18 protein-coding genes are annotated in these 21,497 nt (G+C 63.3%); 14 read left to right on the top strand and 4 right to left on the bottom strand.

The window, feature by feature from the left end:
* Positions 1-95: 95 nt before the first annotated feature.
* From ONG87_RS09580 to ONG87_RS09590, 3 genes are all read left to right on the top strand, one after another.
* Positions 96-764, top strand: coding sequence for a GNAT family N-acetyltransferase (locus ONG87_RS09580; RefSeq protein ID WP_122476934.1), 669 nt, complete (start codon positions 96-98; stop codon positions 762-764).
* A 65-nt stretch (positions 765-829) separates the two neighbouring features.
* A complete protein-coding gene (locus tag ONG87_RS09585) occupies positions 830-2,557 on the top strand; it encodes an autotransporter assembly complex family protein (protein ID WP_122476936.1) in 1,728 nt (575 codons plus the stop codon).
* An 8-nt stretch (positions 2,558-2,565) separates the two neighbouring features.
* A complete protein-coding gene (locus tag ONG87_RS09590; protein WP_264382752.1) occupies positions 2,566-6,255 on the top strand; it encodes a translocation/assembly module TamB domain-containing protein in 3,690 nt (1,229 codons plus the stop codon).
* Between the two features lie 39 nt (positions 6,256-6,294).
* Here the strand turns inward: ONG87_RS09590 and ONG87_RS09595 are convergent, their stop codons facing one another.
* The gene (locus ONG87_RS09595) at positions 6,295-6,669 is read right to left on the bottom strand and encodes a Mor transcription activator family protein (protein WP_122476937.1); all 375 of its coding nucleotides are present in this window, start codon (positions 6,667-6,669) and stop codon (positions 6,295-6,297) included.
* Between the two features lie 267 nt (positions 6,670-6,936).
* On the opposite strand from ONG87_RS09595, the gene ONG87_RS09600 reads away from it, so the two are divergent.
* The 3 genes from ONG87_RS09600 to ONG87_RS09610 all read left to right on the top strand — a co-directional run bounded on the left by ONG87_RS09600 (position 6,937) and on the right by ONG87_RS09610 (position 8,577).
* On the top strand, positions 6,937-7,128 hold the full coding sequence (locus ONG87_RS09600) for a hypothetical protein (protein ID WP_185793444.1): 192 nt from the start codon (positions 6,937-6,939) through the stop codon (positions 7,126-7,128).
* 81 nt (positions 7,129-7,209) lie between these two features.
* A complete protein-coding gene (locus ONG87_RS09605) occupies positions 7,210-7,476 on the top strand; it encodes a PepSY domain-containing protein (RefSeq protein WP_122476941.1) in 267 nt (88 codons plus the stop codon).
* 75 nt (positions 7,477-7,551) lie between these two features.
* On the top strand, positions 7,552-8,577 hold the full coding sequence (locus tag ONG87_RS09610) for an Ldh family oxidoreductase (RefSeq protein WP_264382753.1): 1,026 nt from the start codon (positions 7,552-7,554) through the stop codon (positions 8,575-8,577).
* Positions 8,578-8,659: 82 nt separating this feature from the next.
* Here the strand turns inward: ONG87_RS09610 and ONG87_RS09615 are convergent, their stop codons facing one another.
* Entirely contained in the window at positions 8,660-8,980 is a 321-nt protein-coding gene (locus tag ONG87_RS09615; RefSeq protein WP_122476944.1) for a YqjD family protein, read from the bottom strand.
* Between the two features lie 157 nt (positions 8,981-9,137).
* Between ONG87_RS09615 and ONG87_RS09620 the strand changes: the two genes are divergently transcribed.
* Positions 9,138-9,392 carry a hypothetical protein gene (locus ONG87_RS09620; protein ID WP_122476946.1) on the top strand — a complete coding sequence of 85 codons (255 nt, stop codon included), beginning with the start codon at positions 9,138-9,140 and terminating at the stop codon, positions 9,390-9,392.
* 39 nt (positions 9,393-9,431) lie between these two features.
* On the opposite strand, the gene ONG87_RS09625 is transcribed toward ONG87_RS09620, so the two are convergent.
* Positions 9,432-9,902, bottom strand: a complete 471-nt coding sequence (locus tag ONG87_RS09625; protein ID WP_122476948.1) for an LEA type 2 family protein — start codon at positions 9,900-9,902, stop codon at positions 9,432-9,434.
* A gap of 366 nt (positions 9,903-10,268) precedes the next feature.
* Between ONG87_RS09625 and eat the strand changes: the two genes are divergently transcribed.
* From eat to eutC, 3 genes are read left to right on the top strand one after another with little or no spacing between them, the layout of a single operon-like run.
* Positions 10,269-11,627 carry an ethanolamine permease gene (gene eat / locus ONG87_RS09630; protein WP_264382754.1) on the top strand — a complete coding sequence of 453 codons (1,359 nt, stop codon included), beginning with the start codon at positions 10,269-10,271 and terminating at the stop codon, positions 11,625-11,627.
* 10 nt (positions 11,628-11,637) lie between these two features.
* Complete coding sequence (locus ONG87_RS09635) at positions 11,638-13,029, top strand: ethanolamine ammonia-lyase subunit EutB (protein WP_264382755.1); 1,392 nt, start codon at positions 11,638-11,640, stop codon at positions 13,027-13,029.
* Between the two features lie 45 nt (positions 13,030-13,074).
* Entirely contained in the window at positions 13,075-13,881 is an 807-nt protein-coding gene (gene eutC, locus ONG87_RS09640; RefSeq protein WP_264382756.1) for an ethanolamine ammonia-lyase subunit EutC, read from the top strand.
* A gap of 116 nt (positions 13,882-13,997) precedes the next feature.
* On the opposite strand, the gene ONG87_RS09645 is transcribed toward eutC, so the two are convergent.
* Positions 13,998-14,660 (bottom strand): HAD family phosphatase, encoded by a 663-nt coding sequence (locus tag ONG87_RS09645; RefSeq protein ID WP_122476955.1) that lies wholly within the window; start codon positions 14,658-14,660, stop codon positions 13,998-14,000.
* Between the two features lie 200 nt (positions 14,661-14,860).
* On the opposite strand from ONG87_RS09645, the gene ONG87_RS09650 reads away from it, so the two are divergent.
* The 4 genes from ONG87_RS09650 (at position 14,861) to ONG87_RS09665 (ending at position 21,471) form a co-directional block, all read left to right on the top strand.
* The gene (locus ONG87_RS09650; RefSeq protein ID WP_264382757.1) at positions 14,861-16,204 is read left to right on the top strand and encodes a bifunctional diguanylate cyclase/phosphodiesterase; all 1,344 of its coding nucleotides are present in this window, start codon (positions 14,861-14,863) and stop codon (positions 16,202-16,204) included.
* A gap of 149 nt (positions 16,205-16,353) precedes the next feature.
* The gene (gene imuA / locus ONG87_RS09655) at positions 16,354-16,971 is read left to right on the top strand and encodes a translesion DNA synthesis-associated protein ImuA (RefSeq protein ID WP_264382758.1); all 618 of its coding nucleotides are present in this window, start codon (positions 16,354-16,356) and stop codon (positions 16,969-16,971) included.
* 7 nt (positions 16,972-16,978) lie between these two features.
* The gene (locus ONG87_RS09660; protein WP_264382759.1) at positions 16,979-18,394 is read left to right on the top strand and encodes a DNA polymerase Y family protein; all 1,416 of its coding nucleotides are present in this window, start codon (positions 16,979-16,981) and stop codon (positions 18,392-18,394) included.
* Entirely contained in the window at positions 18,391-21,471 is a 3,081-nt protein-coding gene (locus ONG87_RS09665) for an error-prone DNA polymerase (RefSeq protein WP_264382760.1), read from the top strand. Before ONG87_RS09660 ends, ONG87_RS09665 begins: the two co-directional genes overlap by 4 nt.
* The last annotated feature ends 26 nt before the right edge of the window (positions 21,472-21,497 follow it).

Genomic DNA, 21,497 nt, shown 5'->3' on the forward strand with positions numbered 1-21,497 from the left:
GCAATCCAGCGTGATTTGCCTGCCCCGGGCACGGAACCCCTGCCGCCGCGCATCGTCCATTGACTACTCGTTGCACTCGCCAAGGACAGACCTCCATGCTCCAGACCTCGACCACCGCTGCAGAAGTACGTCAGCTCGATGGTGGTTACGCTCGGGAAACCCGTGCGCTGCTCTATCAGACCTACCTGCTGGACCCGACCTTTGCCTACCTGTTCGAAGCCGATCGTCCTGGGTTCGAACGCCGCGTGCGTTCCACGGTGCGGCAACTGGTCAATCAGCACTTCCTCCAGGACCTACCGGCGCTGGGCCTGTTCTTCGATGACCGTCTGGCCGGCGTTGCGCTGGTAGCGCCGCCCCAGCGTCGCCTGGGCATTACCGAAAGCTGGGCCTGGCAATGGCGGATGATGCTGGGCACCGGCGTGGAAGGTACTCGCCGTTATCTTGAGTACCATCACGCCGTGCAGCATTGCCTGCCTTCGGACGCGGTGCATGTGCTGCCGCTGATGGGGCTGCATCCCGATTACCAGGGCCCTGAACTGGCCGAGCAACTGCTGACGGCGGTACACAACTGGTGCGCCCAGGACCCGACGTCCGAAGGCGTGGTGTTGGACACCGGCAATCCGCGCTATCTGGCGTTCTTCGAACGGCAGGGCTATACCCAGATCGGCGAGGTGGCACTGGGCCCGGTGGTCGAGCACGTGTTCTTCCATCCCAGCCCTGAAACGGTCCGCAGTTCTGAAACAGTCGGTTACGCACAAGGCTGAACTCCAGTCATCCACGACGCCTGGCAGGGTCCAAATCGACGTACAGGTCGTGATAGCATTCGCCTATGAACTATTCAGGACGATTGGCCGGCAGCCTGGCGCTACTGGTTGCATGTATGGCGGCTCAGGCCCAAAGCGTACTCGATGTGCGCATCAACCCTGCCAATGCGGCGCTCAAGAGCAATGTCGAAGGCTATATCGGCAGCCTGGGCGATCGTGACGGCGAGGCACTGTTGCGCTTCAGTCGCGGGGCCGAGGAGCAGGCGCAGAAAGCGGCGCAGGCGTTGGGCTATTACCAGGCGCGAGTGAGCAGCGAAGTACAGCCGGGAGAAAATCCCCGCCTGCTGCTGCACATTGAGCCGGGAGAGCCTATACATCTGCGCAACGTCACCGTACGTGTCGAAGGTCCGGCGGCGCAATTGAAGGCCTTCCGCGTTCCGCACAGTCGCGAGCTGGCTCCTGGCGCGGTGCTCAACCACGGTCAGTACGAGAATGCCAAGCAGCTGATACAGAACCAGGCCTCGCGCTATGGATTCTTCAGTGGCACCTTCAGCAAGCAGCGCCTGGCCGTCGACCCACGGGCAGGCCTGGCCGACATCGAACTGGTGTACAACAGCGGTCCGCGGTTCAAGCTGGGCAAGGTCAGTTTCCAGGGCGACACGCCTTTCGACGATGAACTGCTGCAGCGCATGGTGCCCTTCAAGGAAGACACCGCCTACGATTCCGAACTGATTGCCGAGCTGAACCAGGCGCTGCAATCGAGTGGCTATTTCGAAGGCGTGCGGGTCGACGCGGCGCCGACGGCAGCCACCGAGCGGGTCATTCCCGTGGACGTGCAACTGACCACGCGCAAGCCCCGGACCATGGGGTTGGGCCTGGGTTATTCGACCGATGTGGGGCCGCGCGGCAAAGCCAACTGGACCCGCCACTGGGTCAATCCCCAGGGCCACAGCTATGGTGCGGAAATGGAGCTTTCCGCGCCTCGGCAGAACGTCGGGCTCTGGTATGACATCCCCCTTGATCCACCCCTCACCGACAAACTGCGCTGGGCTGGTGGCTACCAATACGAAGAGCTGGCCGACACCGACAGCCTGAGCAAACTGCTGACATTCGGCCCGGAATGGCACAGCAAGCTACCCAGCGGCTGGCAGCGAGTCATCTCGCTGAAGTGGCAACGCGAAGAATACCGGTTGGGCGACGACACCGGCCTGAGTACCCTGTTGATGCCAGGCATCAGCTACACCTACCTCAAGAGCGACAACAAGGTCGACCCGCACAATGGCTACCGTGTGCAGTTCGATGCGCAAGTGGCCAAGGAAGGGCTGATGTCGGACACCAACCTGTTGCATGGCAACGTAATGCTCAAGGGCTTGACCACCGTGGCGCAGAATCACCGCTTGCTTGGCCGGGTGCAGTTGGGCGGCAACGCCACCAACGGATACAAATCCGTTCCGCCTTCGCTGCGCTTCTTCGCCGGTGGCGATCAGAGCGTGCGTGGCTACGATTACCAGACCCTGTCTCCGGAAAACTCCGATGGCGACCGCATCGGCGGACGCTATATGGTGGCCGGCAGCGTGGAATACCAGTACTCGATCGCCGAGAAATGGCGCCTGGCGACCTTTATCGACAAGGGCAACTCGTTCAACGACCTCAAGTTCGCCGACCTCAAGACGGGCATCGGCGTGGGCGTACGCTGGGTCTCCCCGGTAGGCCCGATTCGTCTCGATCTGGCCCACGCCATGGATGACGACGGTGGCGTGCGCCTGCACTTTTCCATGGGGCCGGAACTATGAAGCCCGCAGTGAAACGAGGTCTGCTGATCTCCTTAGGCGCGGTCGCAGCCTTGCTGCTGACCTTGATCGTGGCCGTGTCGCTGGTATTGGGCACGCAAGCCGGCAGCCGCTGGGCGCTGGCTCGCGTGCCCGGACTGACCCTGGAAAACTTCAGTGGCAGGCTGGGCGGGCATTGGCAGGCCGACAGGCTGGTATGGCAGCAGCAGGCGACCCGAGTCGAGGTGCAGGCGCTTGAGCTGGCCTGGTCACCCGCTTGCCTGTGGCGCATGACCCTGTGCATCGACACCTTGCACACCGGCGCCATTCTTGCGCAGTTGCCTGCCAGCGAAGAGCCTGCCGGCAGCGGTCCGATCGTACTGCCCGATCTGCAATTGCCCGTCGCTATAGAGCTTGGCGATGTGCGTATCTCTAGCCTGGAGCTGGACGGCGTGCAACAGCTGAGCGGTCTGGAGCTGGCGGCGCACTGGACCGCCGACGGCCTCAAGATCGACCGAGCCCACCTGCAGCGCGATGAACTGGTGCTGGATGTGCACGGCACTCTGCGTCCTGGCGGTCAATGGCCGCTCGATCTCGACGCCCAGGTGCAACTGCCCGCAGTGGACGACAAGCCCTGGCAGGTCACCCTCAACGCCACGGGCGATCTGCTGGACACACTGACCCTGGACGGGGAGAGCAGCGGCTACCTGCCCGCGCTGATCACCGGCACGGTGCAGCCGCTGGCCGAGCATTTGCCTGCGCAGTTGCGCATTCAGAGCGAGGCGTTCAAACCCAGCGCCGGGCTGCCCGACACCCTGGCTTTCAATCAGCTGGAACTCCTCGCCAAGGGTGACCTGCAGGCTGGCTATGCCATCGATGGCCGGGCCAGTCTGCCGGCCGAGCAGTTGCCAATGACCCTGTTGCTTGGCGCGCGGGTGGATGCCAAGGGTGCCGTGGTGCAGGCGTTGGACATCTCGTCCAGCGCGCAACAGCACCTGCGGCTGTCTGGCTCTCTGGATTGGCAACAGGCCCTGGCGGCGAAGGCCAAGATCGACTGGCTGGACTTCCCCTGGCACCGCCTGTACCCGGTCATTGCCGAGCCAGCCGTGAAGGTGCGGCGTTTCAACGGCGAGATCGATTACAGCGACGGCAAGTATCTGGGCAACCTGAAAGGTGCCTTCGATGGCCCGGCCGGTGCATTCACCCTGGTAACGCCGTTCAGCGGCGACCTGCAGCAGGTCTTCCTCCCCCAGCTGGAACTGGTGGCCGGGCAGGGCAAGGCGGCAGGGCACTTGAACGTGAAGTTTGCCGACGGCATCGCCTGGGACACGGCACTGGCCTTGAGCGCCATCGATCCGGCCTACTGGGTCGCGCAGATGCCCGGCAGCCTTGCCGGTCCTTTGCGCAGTACGGGTGAATTCAAGAACGAACGACTCAGCCTCGATGCCGACCTGGACCTCAAGGGCCGCTTGCGCGGGCAACCGGCCGTGCTCCAGGCCAAGGCCCAAGGCGCGGGCGAACGCTGGACGCTGGGCAACCTCGACGTTCGCCTGGGTGATAACCGCATCAAGGGTCAAGGCAGCCTGCAGCAGCGAGTCGAGGGTCGGCTGGACATCGACCTGGCCCGCCTGGGGCAGTTGTGGCCCGGGCTGCAGGGTCGGTTGAAAGGTCAGATGGATGCCGCAGGTACCCTGCAGGCACCCCAAGGCAAGCTCAAGCTGGTGGGCCAACAGTTGGCAATGGACAGCAACCGTCTGCAGAACCTGACCCTGGACGCCGGCCTCGATGGGGCCCAGCGCGGCACGCTGGATTTGACCGCTGCAGGCATTCGCGCAGGTGCAACCGACCTGGGCACCTTGAGCGCCAAGGCCTCGGGCGATATCAAGCGACAGCAAGCGCAACTGGCTCTCAAGGGGCCTCAGCTGGCCCTGGCGACCAGTCTGGACGGTACGCTGGACAAAGGCTTCACCGCACAAAGCAGCTGGCGCGGGCGACTGGCCAGCGGTTCGGTGCAGGCCGGTGGCCAGGACTGGCGTCTGCAGGCGCCAGCGCGCCTGGAATACCTGGCTGGCGGGCAGGTCAACTTCGGTGCCCATTGTTGGCGATCAGGACAGGCCAGCCTGTGTGGCGAAGACCAGCGCCTGGCGCCCGAGCCGCGCCTGCGCTACCACCTCAAGCAGTTCCCGCTGGACAGCCTGGCCCAGTGGTTGCCGAAGGATTTCGCCTGGCAGGGCCTGCTCAATGCCGACGTGGCGGTGGATGTGCCCGCCAGCGGTCCGGCCGGTGAGATCACGGTCGATGCCGGCAACGGCACCTTGCGGGTGCGCAACGACCAGCAGTGGGTCGACTTCCCCTATCAAACCCTGCGTCTGACCAGCCGTCTGAACCCGAAGCGAATCGATACCGAGCTCAATTTTCGCGGGGATCGCCTGGGGCAATTGCAGGTGATTGCGCAGATCGATCCGATCCCGGAGAGCAAGCTTGTCACCGGCAGTTTCCGCCTGGCCGGGCTTGACCTTTCCATCGCTCGGCCCTTCGTGCCCATGGTCGAAACCCTCAAGGGGCAGCTCGATGGCAGCGGACAGATCACAGGTTCTCTGATGGCACCGCAGGTCAACGGCAACGTCCGTCTCAGCGGTGGCGAAATAGCCGGCCCGGAACTGCCGACCACCCTTGAAGACCTGCAGTTGCAGGCGCAGATCGCCGGTGAAAGCGTGCGTTTGCAGGGCAGTTGGAAAAGCGGCAAGACCGGCCAAGGGTCGCTGGGCGGCACCGTCGCCTGGGCCGATGCCCTCGATGTAGACGTGCAGCTCAAGGGCTCGCGGCTGCCGATCAATGTCGAACCCTATGCAACCCTGGAAGCGGCGCCCGACCTGCGCATCCAGATGAATGGCGAGCGTCTCGCCGTGGTCGGCAAGGTGTTCATTCCCAAGGGTGCCATCGTGGTTCGGCAATTGCCGCCGTCCACCGTGAAGCTATCCGATGACGTGGTCATCGTCGGCAACCAGACCGAGCAGGGCAAGACGCCGTTGCCCATGGCGATTGATATCGATGTGGAAGTGGGCCAGGAAAAACTCACGTTCAACGGCTTCGGCCTGAGCGCCAACCTGGCAGGCCATGTTCATATCGGCGACAACCTGGACACCCGGGGTGAACTGGCCCTCAATGACGGGCGCTACAACGCCTATGGCCAACGTCTGACCATACGCCGCGCGCGCTTGCTGTTTGCCGGGCCAATCAGTCAGCCGTACCTGGACATCGAGGCGATCCGCACCACCGGTGATGTGATCGCCGGGATCCGCTTGACCGGCAATGCCGAGCAACCCACCAGCGAAGTGTTCTCGGAACCGACCATGAGCCAGGAACAGGCGCTCTCCTACCTGGTGTTGGGCCGCCCGTTGGGCAACAGCGGCGAGGACAACAACATGCTTGCCCAGGCAGCGCTCGGGCTGGGTTTGATGGGCAGCTCGGGGGTGACCAGCAAACTGGCCACCGACCTGGGTATCGAAGATTTCCAGCTCGACACCCAAGGCAGCGGCGATGCCACCAGTGTGGTCGCAAGCGGCAACATTTCCGAGAAGCTCAGCCTGCGCTATGGCGTAGGTGTGTTCGAGCCGGCCAATACCATCGCTTTGCGCTACCTGTTGAGCAAGCGTTTGTATCTGGAAGTGGCCAGCGGCGTCGCCAGCTCGCTGGATCTGTTCTACAAACGCGACTTCTGATGGCTACCCCGGGCCCACCAATCGGGCCTGGGGGAAGGCTCAAAGGGCCAGGGTTCGGCGGATATTGCCGATCTGCCGCTGGCTCAGGCCGTACTTGTGTGCCAGTACGCTGCGAGATGTGCCGTTGCGCGTCTCGTGGTGGATCTGCTGGTTGCGCCATTGGCGCAGGAAATGATCGGCCTTGGGAATTTCCAGGGCCATGCCGGCGAAGCGCTGGATCAACGCCACTACCGTTGCGGCTTCCAGATGTTCCGCCAGAGCGGTGCGTTGCGGGTGTTTGGGGATGTAGCGCGGGCGTCCGCCGTAGAGCTGGGTCAGGCGGTAGGCCTGTTCGACACCGATGCATTCGATCAATACCTGCAGCGAATGGGGAAGTTGCTCGACGTCGATCTGCTGGAGCTGTTGGGTGTTCATGGTGACTTCCTTGTGGCAGCACTTGGCCAATCCGGCCGGAGGTCATTCTTGTCCAGGCGCCCCTGAGGCTCTAGGAGTCAAGAGGTCTCTGGCTGTGGGCAGGTTCCGGCAACTGCGTGGGAAATCCATACCGTCATTGGCATGACATTGGCCGTGGCGATGTGCTCGAACACTGTGCCTCGGTCGTCGCTGGCGATGTAACATGGCATGCAAACAGATACATCCCGGCAACAGAATCCGGGCCAACACGACTGTCAGGACCTCTACATGACTCAAGCTCAACGTATCAAATATTCCTTGCTGATTGCCCTGGTGGTATTGCTGATCATGCTCGGGCTGTCCTATCTGCAGACTCAAGGCGTGATCACCGAAAAACTCTTTCAGTACATTGCCATGGGTATCGCCGTACTGGTGGTGGTGATCAACGGTGTGCTGCGTCGCAAGGTCAAGCGACCGTAAGCGGGCGGCCTTTGAACTAATTTTTCGAGGTGACGCTCCAAGACAGTGCAGCACAAACCAATCACTGTTATGGAGTGCCCCATGTTCAAGAAGACTTTGACTGCCGTCGTTGCAACTTCCGCCCTGATGACCGCTGGCCTGGCGCTGGCCGACAAGCCCGGCGCTGGTTGGATCACCATCGAGAAAGCCATCGAGACCGCCAAGTCCAAGGGTTACACGGAAGTGTGGAAAATCGAAGCTGACGACAACGGCTACTGGGAAGGTGAGGGCAAGAAAGCCGACGGCGTAGCCTACGAGTTCCGTATCGACGGCCAGTCGGGCAACGTGCTGCGCGATCAGAAGGACTGATGCCCGCGGGCTTGTCCTGAGGCGGGTGGGTGTGGCGTACTAGGGCCTCGTTCCGTTGACGCCAGGAAATGCCCGATGCCTGCTAGCGACCCCGCCGTTCAATCGCTGTCCTTCGAAGATCTGACGCACTTGCTGCGTCAGATCTTCTTGCGTCATGGCACCTCTGCCGAGGTGGCCGACATTCTTGCTCACAACTGTGCAACTGCCCAACGAGACGGGGCCCACAGCCACGGCACATTCCGCATTCCCGGTTACCTTTCCACCCTGGCCAGCGGCTGGGTGGACGGCAAGGCGCGTCCGCAGGTCGAAGACGTTGCCAGTGGTTATGTGGCAGTGGATGCCGCCGGTGGCTTTGCCCAGCCAGCACTCGCCGCGGCGCGTGGGCTGCTGGTGAGCAAGGCGCGCGAGGCAGGTATCGCCGTGCTGGCCATCCGCAATTCCCATCACTTTGCCGCGCTCTGGCCGGATGTCGAACCGTTCGCCGCCGAAGGCCTGGTGGCCCTGAGCGTGGTCAACAGCATGACCTGCGTCGTTCCCCATGGAGGCACCAAACCGCTGTTTGGCACCAATCCGATCGCCTTCGCAGCGCCGTGCGCAGGCAAGGATCCGCTGGTCTTCGACATGGCAACCAGCGCACTGGCCCACGGTGATGTACAGATCGCGGCGCGGGCCGGGCATCCCGTGCCTGTCGGTGCCGGTGTCGACAAGCACGGGCAGCCGACGACCGACCCGGCGGCAATTCTCGATGGCGGGGCGCTGCTGCCGTTTGGTGGCCACAAAGGCTCGGCGTTGTCGATGATGGTGGAGCTGCTTTCAGCGGCCCTCACCGGTGGAAATTTTTCCTTCGAGTTCGATTGGACACGTCATCCTGGTGCGCAGACGCCCTGGACCGGGCAGTTGATCATCGTCATCGACCCTGACAAGCGTGCTGGCCAGAACTTTGCCGAACGTAGCCGCGAGCTGGTCGAGCGCATGCATGAAGCCGGGCAATCGCGCCTCTCGGGCGACAGGCGCTATCGCCAGCGCGCGATGGCAAGGACTCAGGGCATTCCGATGCCTGTCGAAGAGTTGGAAAGATTGCGGGCTTTGGCTGGAGAATGATGCAGGAAGGGCCGCTGCGATCGACGGCCCGGAACAACGATGCGAGAACACGGGTGAAATCTGTGGGTGCAGTGCGGACTGATCAGTCGCGACGGCCCAGCAGCAGACCCAGCAACAGGCCGCAGGTTGCCGAAGCAGCAACGGTCTGCCAAGGATGGCCACCGATGTAGGTTTGCGTGGCTTCGACCACTGGCTTGGCGCGCTCGCGCAGTCCGGCCAGGGAGTACGAAACGTGCTCCAGCTTGGAATTGACTTGCGCGCGCAGGCTATTGGCGTCATCACCCACCAGGGAGGCGCCGTCCCTGAGCATTTTTTCCGATTCTTCGATCAACGCCAGCAGCTCGCTGAAAACTTGATCCTTGATTTGATCCTCGGCCGATTCAGCACTTGATCTACGGGCCATTTCACTCACTCCTGGTGTTTATTTAAGGCAGTGCAAGATTGAGTCCCGGCGCCCTGGAAAGTTGCATGCAGGGCTCAGGCGCAGCGTTTGCTCCTACAGGTTTTCATGTCCAGACGTGTAAGATGTCGCCTGTTTTTTCTGCTGGCAGGTACTCGCAATGAGCTTCAATCTCGCTAATCGTTCGCTGGCCGAGCGCGCCATGATCGAGGATGAAAAGGCCCGTCTCTACGAGCTGTGGCAAGCCAACCTGGGCAAGGCCAAGGCCGATGCTGCCCGACTCATCGGGGAAAAGGCCAAACGCAAGGGGCGTTGGGCCGAGTGGGTACGCGCCGAGCTGGACGGCATGTCTCCCCCTGAATACGCCAACATGGTGCGTGCCGAAGTGAACAAGCTGATGGCCGCGGCACGCTGAGCCAGGGGCTGTCGGATTCGGCGGCACAAGCGCCGGGTTTCAATAGCCCGCTGCAGCCGGCAGGCTCAACGTACCGCTGTCGCTGAAGCGCACCGTTCCGAACAGTCCGCCGGCAAGCTTGCCATGCAATCGGTAGGGCATGCCGTTCAGGCTCTGGGCGGGATTGAGGCCCACGGCCTGGCGCAACGCCGTAAACGCAGACACGCTCACAGGCACGGCCAGCACTTCCTCCGAATAACGTTCGATACGACCGTGCTGGCTGCTGACGCCACTGGCCAACGGCTGGCCGTTGACGTCCAGGTTCACCGCTATGCCGTCGTAGTCGATGGCGGTTTCGTTGGGGTTCTGCAGCCGCAGCTTGATGGCGAAGCGCAGCTCCAGCTCTTGCGCAGGCAAGGGCTCGATGCCCACCACACTGATGGAAACCGGATCCCTGGAGGGCAACAGCGAACATCCCGCTATGCCGGCCAGAAGTGCCAGGGTCAAGCAACTGCGCAATAAGCGAAACATGAGTGGGTAACTCCCGGACCGAGCACGTCGCTCCCTCAGTGCGACCATGAGTGTGGCTCTGGGTTCGCCATTCCGCGGGATGAGCGAACCAGGATATGCCTGGCAGAGGTTTGGACTGGCTTGATGTGTGCAGATGTTTCAAGGAAATGGCGTTCCTGTGGGCCCAGCCCTGCGCCGCCTGGGAAGTGCGGGCATCGGTGCGTTGGATCGGGGCAGTCAATCGCGGCAAGCCCCAGACTGGCGCAGCGGTTCGATCATCGAGAGTAGGGCTGCTTTCACTTTCGAGGCGTCAAGTAGCCACTTGGCGCCTATGGTTACCCTTCAGGAACGTTCCTATGCGCACATCCGTCTCCGAGGGCACACCCCATGACCGTTTCGAAACTCAAACCTACGCTGGGCACGCTGCACCTTTGGGGTATCGCCGTTGGCCTGGTGATCTCCGGTGAATACTTTGGCTGGAGCTATGGCTGGGGCAGTGCCGGCACCCTGGGTTTCCTCTGCACCACGCTGATGGTCGCTGTGATGTACACCTGCTTCATCTTCAGCTTCACCGAACTGACCACGGCCATTCCCAATGCGGGTGGTCCATTTGCCTACAGCCTGCGCGCATTCGGCCCTGCAGGCGGCATGATTGCCGGGCTGGCGACCCTGATCGAATTCGTCTTCGCCCCGCCGGCCATCGCCATGGCCATCGGCGCCTACCTCAACGTGCAGTTTCCCGGGCTCGATCCCAAATGGGCGGCGGTCGGTGCCTATGCCGTGTTCATGAGCCTCAACATTGTCGGCGTGAGCATTGCGGCCACCTTCGAACTGGTGGTGACCATCCTGGCGGTGTTCGAATTGCTGGTGTTCATGGGCGTGGTGGCGCCGGCGTTCAGTTTCAGCAACTTCGCCCTGGGCGGTTGGGCCGGGTCCGACACGTTCAGCCTCGGTGCATTGAGCGGGATGTTCGCGGCGATTCCTTTCGCCATCTGGTTCTTCCTGGCCATCGAAGGTGCGGCCATGGCCGCCGAGGAAGCCAAGGACCCCAAACGCACCATTCCCCGGGCCTACATCGCCGGGATCCTGACCCTGGTCACCTTGGCCATCAGCGTGATGATCTTCGCCGGCGGCGTCGGCGACTGGCGCTCCCTGGCGAACATCAACGACCCGCTGCCGCAAGCCATGAAAGGCGTGGTGGGCGAGAACTCCAACTGGATGCACATGCTGGTATGGATCGGCCTGTTCGGGCTGGTCGCCAGCTTTCACGGAATCATCCTGGGCTATTCACGGCAGTTCTTCGCGCTGGCACGGGCGGGTTTCCTGCCCAAGGGCCTGGCCAAGCTATCGCGCTTCCACACCCCGCACCGCGCCATCCTCGCCGGTGGGGTGGTGGGCATCGCGGCGATCTTCAGCGATGGGCTGGTCAACCTGCAGGGGCTGAGCCTGACCGCGGCAATGATCACCATGGCTGTGTTCGGTGCCATCGTCATGTACATCATGAGCATGCTCAGCCTGTTCAAGCTGCGCCACAGCGAACCTCAGCTCGAGCGTTCCTTCCGCGCGCCCGGCTATCCGCTGGTGCCGGCCATTGCGCTGGTGCTGGCGCTGGTGTGTCTGGTGGCGATGGTGTGGTTCAATGCGATGATCTGCGGGATCTTCATCGGTCTGATGTGCCTCGGCTGGCTGTTCTGCGTATTCGTGCGCAGCCGCGGCGACAGCCACCCCGCAATGGCCAGCGAGTGAGGAGGGCAGCATGAGTTTCGTGCACAGCATCGCCGGGCAGACCTGGCGCTTCGACAGTCTCCGGCAGTTGATGGCCAAGGCCAGTCCGGCACGCTCGGGGGACTACCTGGCCGAAATCGCTGCCGGCAGCGACGCCGAGCGGGCGGCGGCGCAGATGGCCCTGGCGGACGTGCCGCTCACGCGTTTTCTGCACGAGGCGCTGATCCCCTATGAAAAGGATGAAGTCACCCGCCTGATCGTCGATACCCACGATGCCCAGGCCTTTGCTGCGGTCAGCCATCTGACCGTGGGCGGCTTTCGTGACTGGCTGCTCGGCGACGAGGCCAACGAAGCCAGCCTGCGGGCCCTGGCGCCCGGCATCACGCCGGAGATGGCCGCTGCCGTGTCAAAGATCATGCGTGTGCAGGACCTGGTCCTGGTGGCGCAGAAGATTCGCGTGGTCACGCGCTTTCGCAACACGGTAGGGCTGCGTGGGCGGATGTCGACCCGGCTGCAGCCGAACCATCCCACGGACGATCCGGCCGGTATCGCTGCCAGTGTTCTGGATGGCCTGCTGTATGGCAACGGTGATGCCATGATCGGCATCAATCCGGCCAGCGATAGCCTCAGCGCCATCAGCGAGCTGCTGAAGATGCTCGACGGCGTGATCCAGCATTACGGCATACCGACCCAATCCTGTGTGCTGACCCATGTGACCTCTTCGATAGCCGCCATCGAGCGCGGCGTGCCGCTGGATCTGGTGTTCCAGTCCATCGCCGGCACCGAAGCGGCCAACAGCAGCTTCGGTGTCAGCCTGGCGGTGTTGCAGGAAGGCCATGAAGCAGGCCTGAGCCTGAAGCGCGGCACCCAGGGCAACAGCCTGATGTACTTCGAAACCGGGCAGGGCAGTGCGTTGTCCGCCAACGCCCACCATGGGGTCGACCAGCAGACCTGCGAGGCGCGGGCCTATGCGGTAGCACGGCGGTTCGACCCATTCCTGGTCAATACCGTGGTCGGCTTCATCGGCCCTGAATACCTGTACAACGGCAAGCAGATCATCCGCGCAGGGCTCGAGGACCATTTCTGCGGCAAGCTGATGGGTGTGCCCATGGGTTGCGACATCTGCTACACCAACCATGCCGAGGCCGACCAGGATGACATGGACATGCTGCTGACCCTGCTGGGCGTGGCCGGTATCAATTTCATCATGGGCATTCCGGGGTCGGACGACGTCATGCTCAATTACCAGACCACCTCTTTTCACGATGCCTTGTATGCGCGCAAGACCCTGGGCCTGCGGCCGGCACCGGAGTTCGAAGATTGGCTGGCGCGCATGGACATTCTGCAACAGCAGGACGGCCAGCTGCGCCTGGGTACGGGTGTTCCGCCGTTGTTCGGCAGGGCCCTGGCCCGTCTGGGTTGACGGCCAAGGTTTGGCTAACGCTATCCATCTGCTCGAAGGTGAGCCATGAACGACAACACTCCCACCCGAGGCGACCCCTGGAGCGCGCTGCGTGCACTGACACCGGCGCGCATAGCCCTGGGCCGGGCCGGCACCAGCTTGCCCAGCAGCGCACAGCTGGACTTCCAGTACGCCCATGCGCAAGCCCGCGATGCCGTGCACCTGCCGTTCGACAAGGCAGCGCTCGCCGAGGCTTGTCCCGGTAGTTTGAGCCTGCACAGCGCGGCGACTGACCGGCATGTCTATCTGCAGCGTCCTGACCTGGGTCGTCGCCTGGACGAGGCTTCGCTGCAGCAGTTGCTCACTCACGCCGGCGAGAGTTCGGCAGGGTTCGACCTGGCGGTGGTGATCGCCGACGGTCTTTCTGCACTGGCTGTGCACCGGCATGCGCTGCCCATGCTGCAACGCATCGAGCAGATCGCGGGGGACGAGGGCTGGAGCCTGGCGCCGATATGCCTGGTCGAGCAAGGACGGGTGGCCGTGGCCGACGAGGTCGCGCAGGCACTGGGCGCGCGCATGGTGGTACTGCTGATCGGTGAGCGGCCGGGCCTGAGTTCGCCCGACAGCCTCGGGCTGTATTTCACCTATGCACCGCGAGTGGGGTTGAACGATGCCGCGCGCAACTGCATTTCCAATGTTCGCCAGCAGGGCCTGAGCTACGCCACCGCTGCGCACAAGTTGCAGTACCTTATGCGCGAGGCCCGGCAACGCAAGCTGTCGGGCGTCCACCTCAAGGATGAAGCGTTGGTACCCGAAATCGAAAACGACGCCCCGCAGCGACCGGGGAATTTCTTGCTCGACAACCTGTTGTAGCAGCGGCGCAAGCCGCGTCGGCGGTATCCGCTGAGCATCTGGCCCAACGCGGTAAGCCCAGACGCGGCTTGCGCCGCTGCTACAGGGGATGGCGAGCCGCATCGGCGGTTTCGCGGTTACAGGGAATTGCGCATCTTTTCGATATGAATCCAGAGGTTTTCATCCTCGAAGGATTCGATCACCAGGTTAGCCCCGGCGGACCGCAGGGTCTGCGCCGATTGGCTGGTCGATAGCGCCACGGTGAACAGCCCAGCCGCAACCGCAGCAGTTACCCCAGGTACCGAATCTTCGAAGGCAATGCCTGCCTCGGCGCGTGCGCCCAAGCGTTGCAGGCCGGTCAGGTAGGGCAGGGGATCGGGTTTTGCGCGTGCCAGCTCTTCGGCAACCACCACTGTCGGCAGGCGCTCGGCCAGACCCAGGGCATCGAGCATGTGTTCGGCATTGGCACGCGGTGCGTTGGTCACTACCACCATGCCCAGTTGCGCCTGCTCGGCATAGTCGAGCAAACGCAACAGCCCGGCAATCGGCGCAAGTTGCGGTGCAAGTTCGCGAAAGCGCGCTTCCTTGCGATCGGCGAACGCTTCGTGCTCCGCCACCGAGCGCTCTGGAAACAGGTACTGGCACATGTCGGCATTGGCCCGGCCGCTGGCATGCAACTGGAACTCTTCATGGGTGAATTCGCGACCTTCCTCGGCCAGCAATTGCTGCACGGCGAGAAGGTGCAAGGCGTCGGTTTCAGTCAGTGTGCCATCGAGGTCGAACAGCAGGGCTTCGAGCATGAATCGTCCATTCCATCCCAGGGTTTGCCGCAGTGTAGCAGTGTCGGATGGCAGTTCCGATGCTCGCGGACCGGCTATCGGGCAGATGACGCTTGGCAAGTATTTAGGGTGATGTTATTTTGCCATCAATTGAATTGCCCTCTCTCAAATTGCCCGGTCTCTCGCAGGAAGCTCGAGCCTGACATCTGCAGGAAAGTGTCATGTCCGATCCCGTTCATGCTTCTGCCCAGGCTCTAGTGTCCTGTGACCGGCTGACCCTGTTACCCGACCGGCGACAATTTCTCACCGACCTTGGCCATCTGTTGCTGCAGCATCCGGGAGCGTCCCGCCACCTGGTGCTGATCGATGCCGTGGATACCGCCTGGGCCCATGACATGACGCTGGCCCTTGGCATGGTCCCATTCGAGAACCTGTTGTGCTGCATAGCCCGTCGGCTGCTGCGCCTGCGCGCGGGGCAGGGCCCGGTCTACCACATCGGCCGCAAGCGTTTCGCCTTCGTGCTGGACGCCGAGCAAGCCGATGTCGGCGGCTATCTCGACATGCTGGTGCACGCCTTGCGCTGTCCCACGCAGATAGAAGGCATGCCGGTTAGACCCACCGTGCGCGCTGGCGTCACGCCATTTCTGATCAGCTTCGAAGCGGTCCGCGATGCACTGCGCAAAGCCATGTACGCGGCCGAACTGGCGTTGCTCGGCGGTCAGGCGTGGGCGTGGTACGACCCCGTGCGCGATAACGCCTATCGCAGGTCCTTCCGGCTGGCGTCCGATGTGACCCAGGCGCTGCGCGACGGGCAGCTGCGATTGGTGTTCCAGCCACGCTTCGCCTTGCCCGAGGGTGATCAGGTCAGTGCCGAAGCATTGCTGCGCTGGGAGCATCCACGGCTTGGGCCGGTTTCGCCCGCCGAGTTCATTCCGGTGCTGGAAAAGAGTGCGTTGATCCATAGTGTGACGCGCTGGGTCATCGACGCAGCCTTGGCCAAGCTGGCCCAGTGGCCTGCAACGGTGCTGACCAAACTGTCGCTGAATCTTTCCGCGCTGGATTTCGACGGCCACGACATCAATCAGGTCATCAGCGCGGCCTGTCGCACCTACGGCATCCACCCCGAGCGCCTCGAGGTCGAGATTACCGAAGGCGAGTGGCTGCGTTCCAACCCACTGGTGCTGACACAGCTGGCCGCCATCCGCGAATTGGGCGTGGATGTAGCGATCGATGATTTCGGCACCGGCTACAGCAATTTCTCCTACCTGCACGAAATACCCGCCAACGTGGTGAAACTCGACAAGTCGATGATCACCGGCATGGAGCATAGCCCGCGGCATCAACTGATCGTGCAGACGGTGCTGGAACTGGCGCGCAAGCTGGGCTACCGCACCGTGGCCGAAGGTGTCGAGACCTTCAAGTGCATGCAGATGATCCGCGCCCTGGGCTGTGATGAAGCCCAGGGCTACTTTTTCGCCCGGCCCATGCCGGAACAGGAATTTCTCGGTTGGAGCGGCGCATCGCGCTTTCCATTGCGCAAATTACTGGTGGCAACGCCGGCCTGATCGGTACCGTTGGCACCCTTGGTGGCGAGAACTGAAAATAGACGCTTTACTGTTCATGCATACAGTAGTAAAAATGCAGCCATGAACAGATCACTCCCACTCACCTATTTTCATTCCCCCAGCAACCTGGCCTCGAGGGCAGGGCAGTGATGGGCGCCGTGGTCAGCCTGGAAGGCCTGATCGACCAACGCCGCATCTGGCGCGGACGTCAGGAAACCGCTCCCAGCGGCTTGCAGCCCACCGGGCATGCTGCCCTCGATGCCGTGCTCCCCAACGGTGGGTGGCCTCCGGCGGCACTCAGTGAAATCCTGCTTACCGCCAACGGCAGTGGCGAATTGCAGTTGCTCTGGCCGACCCTGGCGCGCTTGAGCCAGGCGGGCGAACGAATCGTATTGATAGCACCGCCGTTCATTCCCTATCCCCATGCCTGGATGGCGGCGGGTGTCCGTTTGCAGCATCTTTGCGTGCTCAAGGCCCAAGGCAAGGACACCTTGTGGGCTGCCGAGCAATGCCTGCGTTCCGGCAGCTGCGCAGCGGTACTCTGCTGGCCGCAGAACCCTGATGACAAGGCCATGCGACGCCTGCAGGTGGCGGCAGAAACCGGCGAGACCCTGGGCTTTGCCTTGCGCGAACAGCGGGCGGCGCTCAACCCGTCACCGGCAGCGCTGCGGCTGTCGCTGCATGCGCCTGCAGGGCAGGTGCAGGTACTCAAATGTCGCGGCGGGATACCGCCCGCGATGCCCGTCACCTTCGTCAGTTACGTTTGAGATTGCCATGCTGTGGGCCTGCATTCTGCTGCCGCAACTGGCGCTCGACGCCGTGCTGCGCCAACGCGAAGACCCACAGCAACCGCTTGCCCTGGTCACCGGCCCGCTGCAGCGACGCTTGCTGCAAGCAGTCAATCCGGCGGCACGTGAACTGGGCCTGAAACCGGGGCAGTCACTCACCGCCGCCTACATGCTCAGCCGTGATTTCGCCACCGCACCCTACGACCCAGCACAGATCGAACACTGGCAGCGTTTCCTGGCTGCGTGGGCCTATCGGTTCAGCTCCCAGGTCAGCGTGCATTACCCCCGGGTCCTGTTGCTCGAAGTGCAGTCGACCCTTGGGCTGTTCGGGCCATGGCCGCAGTTCGAGGCGCGGTTGCGCAGCGAACTCGATGCCCTGGGCTTCCGCCATCGCATCACCTTGGCCCCCAACCCGGCTGCGGCACGCATGCTGGCCAACGCCTATGACGGTCTCAGCGTTGAGGATCAATCGACACTGGCCGATGTTCTCCAGCGCCTGCCGGTGGAGCGGGTCGGGCTCGCCGCCGCCGATGCCGTCGCGCTCAAGCGCATGGGTATGCGCCATCTGGGCCAGGTGTTGGCGCTGCCCAGGGCGCAACTTGCCAGGCGCTTTTCGGCCCAGGTGCTCAGTCATCTGGACACCCTGCTCGGGTACCGGCCCCTGGCCCTGGAATTCTTCATTCCTGCCGATGTATTCGACCAACACATCGAACTCAACTTCGATGTGGAATCCCATCAGGCGCTGCTGTTTCCCCTGCGGCGCCTGATCAACGACCTGGCGGTGTATCTGGCCGGGCGGGATGTTGGGGTGCAGCGTTTCACCCTGCATCTCAAGCATGCCGAGGGCGAGGACACCCTGGTCGAAGTCGGCTTGCTCGCTGCCGAGCGCGACGCCGCGCTGTTGTTCGAACTGGCCCGCGGGCGCTTCGAGCATCTGCAGGTGCCCCGGCCTGTGCAGGTGGTACGGTTGAGCGCGCTCGATCTGCCGCGCTTCGTACCTGCCTGCAAGGAGCTGTTCGACCAGCGACCGCAACAGACCCAGCCCTGGGAGCAGTTGCGCGAACGCCTGCGAGCACGCCTCGGCGACGATGCTTTGCAGGATCTGCGCGCCCACGCGGACCATCGCCCCGAGCGGGCCTGGCGCAACGATGGTGCTTGGGTGCCGGCCTCTCCAGACCTGGGCGCAGCCCGTCCAGGCTGGTTGCTCGAACAGGCCGAGCCTTTGCCCGCGCAGGGCCTGCGTGTGCTGGCGGGACCTGAGCGCATTGAATCCGGGTGGTGGGACGGTGGCGATGTGCGCCGCGACTACTATCTGGTCGAAACTTCGGCAGGGCGACGGGGCTGGGCCTACCGCGCAGTGGGCGATGACCCTCAGTTGCTGTTGCAGGGTTGGTTCGCATGAGCCAGGGCTACGCCGAGCTGCATTGCCTTTCCAACTTCAGCTTCCAGCGCGGCGCGTCCAGCGCCCAGGAACTGTTCGCCAAGGCTGCGGCGCTGGGCTATCGAGCGTTGGCGATCACCGATGAATGCACCATGGCCGGTATCGTGCGCGCCTGGCAGGCTGCCCAGGCCCATTCGATGACGTTGATCGTCGGCAGTGAAATGCGCATCGAACAAGGCCCCAAGCTGGTGCTGCTGGCGCAGAATCTCCAGGGCTACCAGGCCCTGTGCCGCTTGATCACCCTGGCTCGACGGCGCGCGAACAAGGGCCAGTACCGGTTGCTGCGTGATGACCTCGACGAGGTCGAACGCGACGGCTTGCTGGCATTGTGGATAGCCGATGAACCCCACGATCTCGCCCACGGCCATTGGCTCAAGGGGCGTTTTGCCGAGCGCCTGTGGGTGGCCGTGCAGTTGCACCGCGGCGCCAATGACCAGAGGCGCCTGCAGAATCTGCTGTGCCTGGCCAAGACCCTGGGCCTGCCGGCCGTGGCCTGCGGCGACGTGCACATGCATGCCCGCGGCAGGCGTGCCCTGCAGGACACCATCACTGCCATACGCCATCACGTGCCGGTGGCCGAAGCGGGGCATGTGCTGTTCGCCAACGGCGAACGCCATCTGCGCGGGCTGTCTCAACTGGCCGACATCTACCCCGTCGCGCTGCTGCAGGAAACCTTGAATATAGCCCGGCGTTGCAGCTTCGACCTCGGCCAACTGCGCTATCAATATCCGTGCGAGCTGGTGCCGCGTGGCTACGACGCCGGTGCCTGGCTGCGCCACCTGAGTGCCCAGGGCGCGCGCTGGCGCTGGCCGTCTGGAGTGGACCCCGAGGTGCAGGCGTTGCTCGACAAGGAACTGCAACTGATCATCGAGCTGGGCTATGAAAGCTATTTCCTGACCGTCCACGACATCGTCCGTTTCGCCCGCGAGCGGCACATTCTCTGCCAGGGACGCGGCTCGGCCGCCAACTCGGTGGTGTGTTTCGCCCTGGGCATCACCGAGCTCGACCCGCGTGAAACACACATGCTGTTCGAGCGCTTCATCTCCAAGGAACGCAACGAGCCACCGGACATCGATGTGGATTTCGAACACGAGCGGCGCGAGGAAGTCCTGCAATACGTGTTCCGTCGCTACGGTCGCGAGCGTGCCGCCCTGACCGCTGTCGCCAGCAGCTATCGAGGGGCGGGCGCGGTGCGTGATGTGGCACGGGCATTGGGCCTGCCAGCAGATCAGATCACCGCCCTGGCCGATTGCTTCGGGCGCTGGAGCGACCACCTGCCACCACTCGAGCGGTTGGTGGAGGCCGGATTCGAAACCCAGAGCCCGGTGCTCAAGCGGGTGATGGCGCTGACCGAGCAGCTGATCGGTTTCCCCCGTCACCTGTCCCAGCATCCGGGGGGCTTCGTCATTTCCGAACACCCGTTGCACACTCTGGTTCCGGTCGAGAACGCCGCCATGGCCGAGCGCACGGTGATCCAGTGGGACAAGGATGACCTGGACGCCGTGGGCCTGTTGAAAGTCGACATTCTGGCTCTGGGCATGCTCAGCGCGATCCGCCGCTGTTTCGATCTGGTACGCGGCTACCGTGGCCGCGAACTGACCCTTTCGACCTTGCCCAAGGAGTGCCCGCAGACTTACGCCATGATCAGCCGCGCCGATACCATCGGCGTGTTCCAGATCGAATCCCGGGCGCAGATGGCAATGCTTCCGCGCCTCAAACCCAGGACGTTCTACGATCTGGTGATCGAAGTCGCCATCGTCCGGCCGGGGCCGATCGTCGGTGACATGGTTCATCCGTATCTGCGCCGGCGCAACGGCGAGGAAGCCGTGAGCTATCCCTCCGAAGCCCTGAAGAAAGTCTTCGAACGCACGCTGGGTGTGCCGCTGTTTCAGGAACAAGTGATGGAGCTGGCGATCGTCGCCGCTGGCTATACGCCAGGGGAGGCCGACCAGTTGCGCCGTTCGATGGCCGCCTGGAAGCGCCACGGCGGGTTGGAACCGCATCAGCTCCGCCTCACCGAAGGCATGCTCAAGAACGGCTATACCCGTGAGTTCGCCGAACGCATCTTCGAGCAGATCAAGGGCTTCGGCAGCTACGGTTTTCCCGAGTCCCATGCGGCCAGTTTCGCCTTGTTGACCTACGCCAGTTGCTGGCTCAAATGTCATGAGCCGGCAGCCTTTGCCTGCGCCCTGATCAACAGTTGGCCCATGGGCTTCTACAGTCCCGACCAGATCCTCCAGGATGCACGTCGCCATCATCTGCAGATCTTCGCCGTGGACGTGTGCCACAGCGACTGGGACTGCAGCCTGCAGCCCGGCGAAGGTGGGCAACCGGCCATACGCTTGGGGTTGCGGATGGTCAAGGGCCTGCGCGAAGAGGCCGGTCGCGCCGTGCAGCAGGCTCGCCTTGGCGGCCCGTTCCGCGACGTCACCGACCTGGCCCGGCGCTGTGCGCTGGACAACCGCAGCCTGGAACAGCTGGCCGATGCCAATGCCTTGCTCGGCCTGGTGGGGCATCGCCATCAGGCCCGCTGGGATGTCGCCAGCGTCGAGCAACAGTTGCCGCTGTTCGCCGAAGTGCCCGGCCTGCGCGAAGAGCCCGTGGCCTTGCCGGTCCCCAGTGTCGGCGAAGACCTCTACGCCGACTATGCCAGCCTGGGCACAACCCTCGGTCCGCATCCGTTGGCCATGCTGCGCGAGCGTCTGCAAGCATTGCGCTGCCGCAGTTCTCATGACCTGCAAAGCCTGGCCCACGGCCGTCCGGTGACCGTGGCCGGGCTGGTGACGGGCCGGCAACGGCCGTCGACCGCCAGCGGGGTGACCTTCGTCACCCTGGAAGACGAATTCGGCATGATCAACGTGGTGGTCTGGCGGGATCTGGCCGAGCGCCAGCGGCGGGTGCTGGTGGGTTCGCAGATGATGCAGGTCAAGGGCCGGTTCGAGCACAAGGACGGCGTGCGCCACGTCATCGCCGGGCATATGGCCGATGTCAGCGCCATGCTCCATGGGCTGGATGTACGCAGCCGCGATTTCCACTAGCCAGGCTGCGCGGGCCAGGCAAATGC

Origin of the sequence: Pseudomonas sp. MM227, assembly GCF_947090715.1 — a bacterium.
Taxonomy (GTDB): Bacteria; Pseudomonadota; Gammaproteobacteria; order Pseudomonadales; family Pseudomonadaceae; genus Aquipseudomonas; species Aquipseudomonas baltica.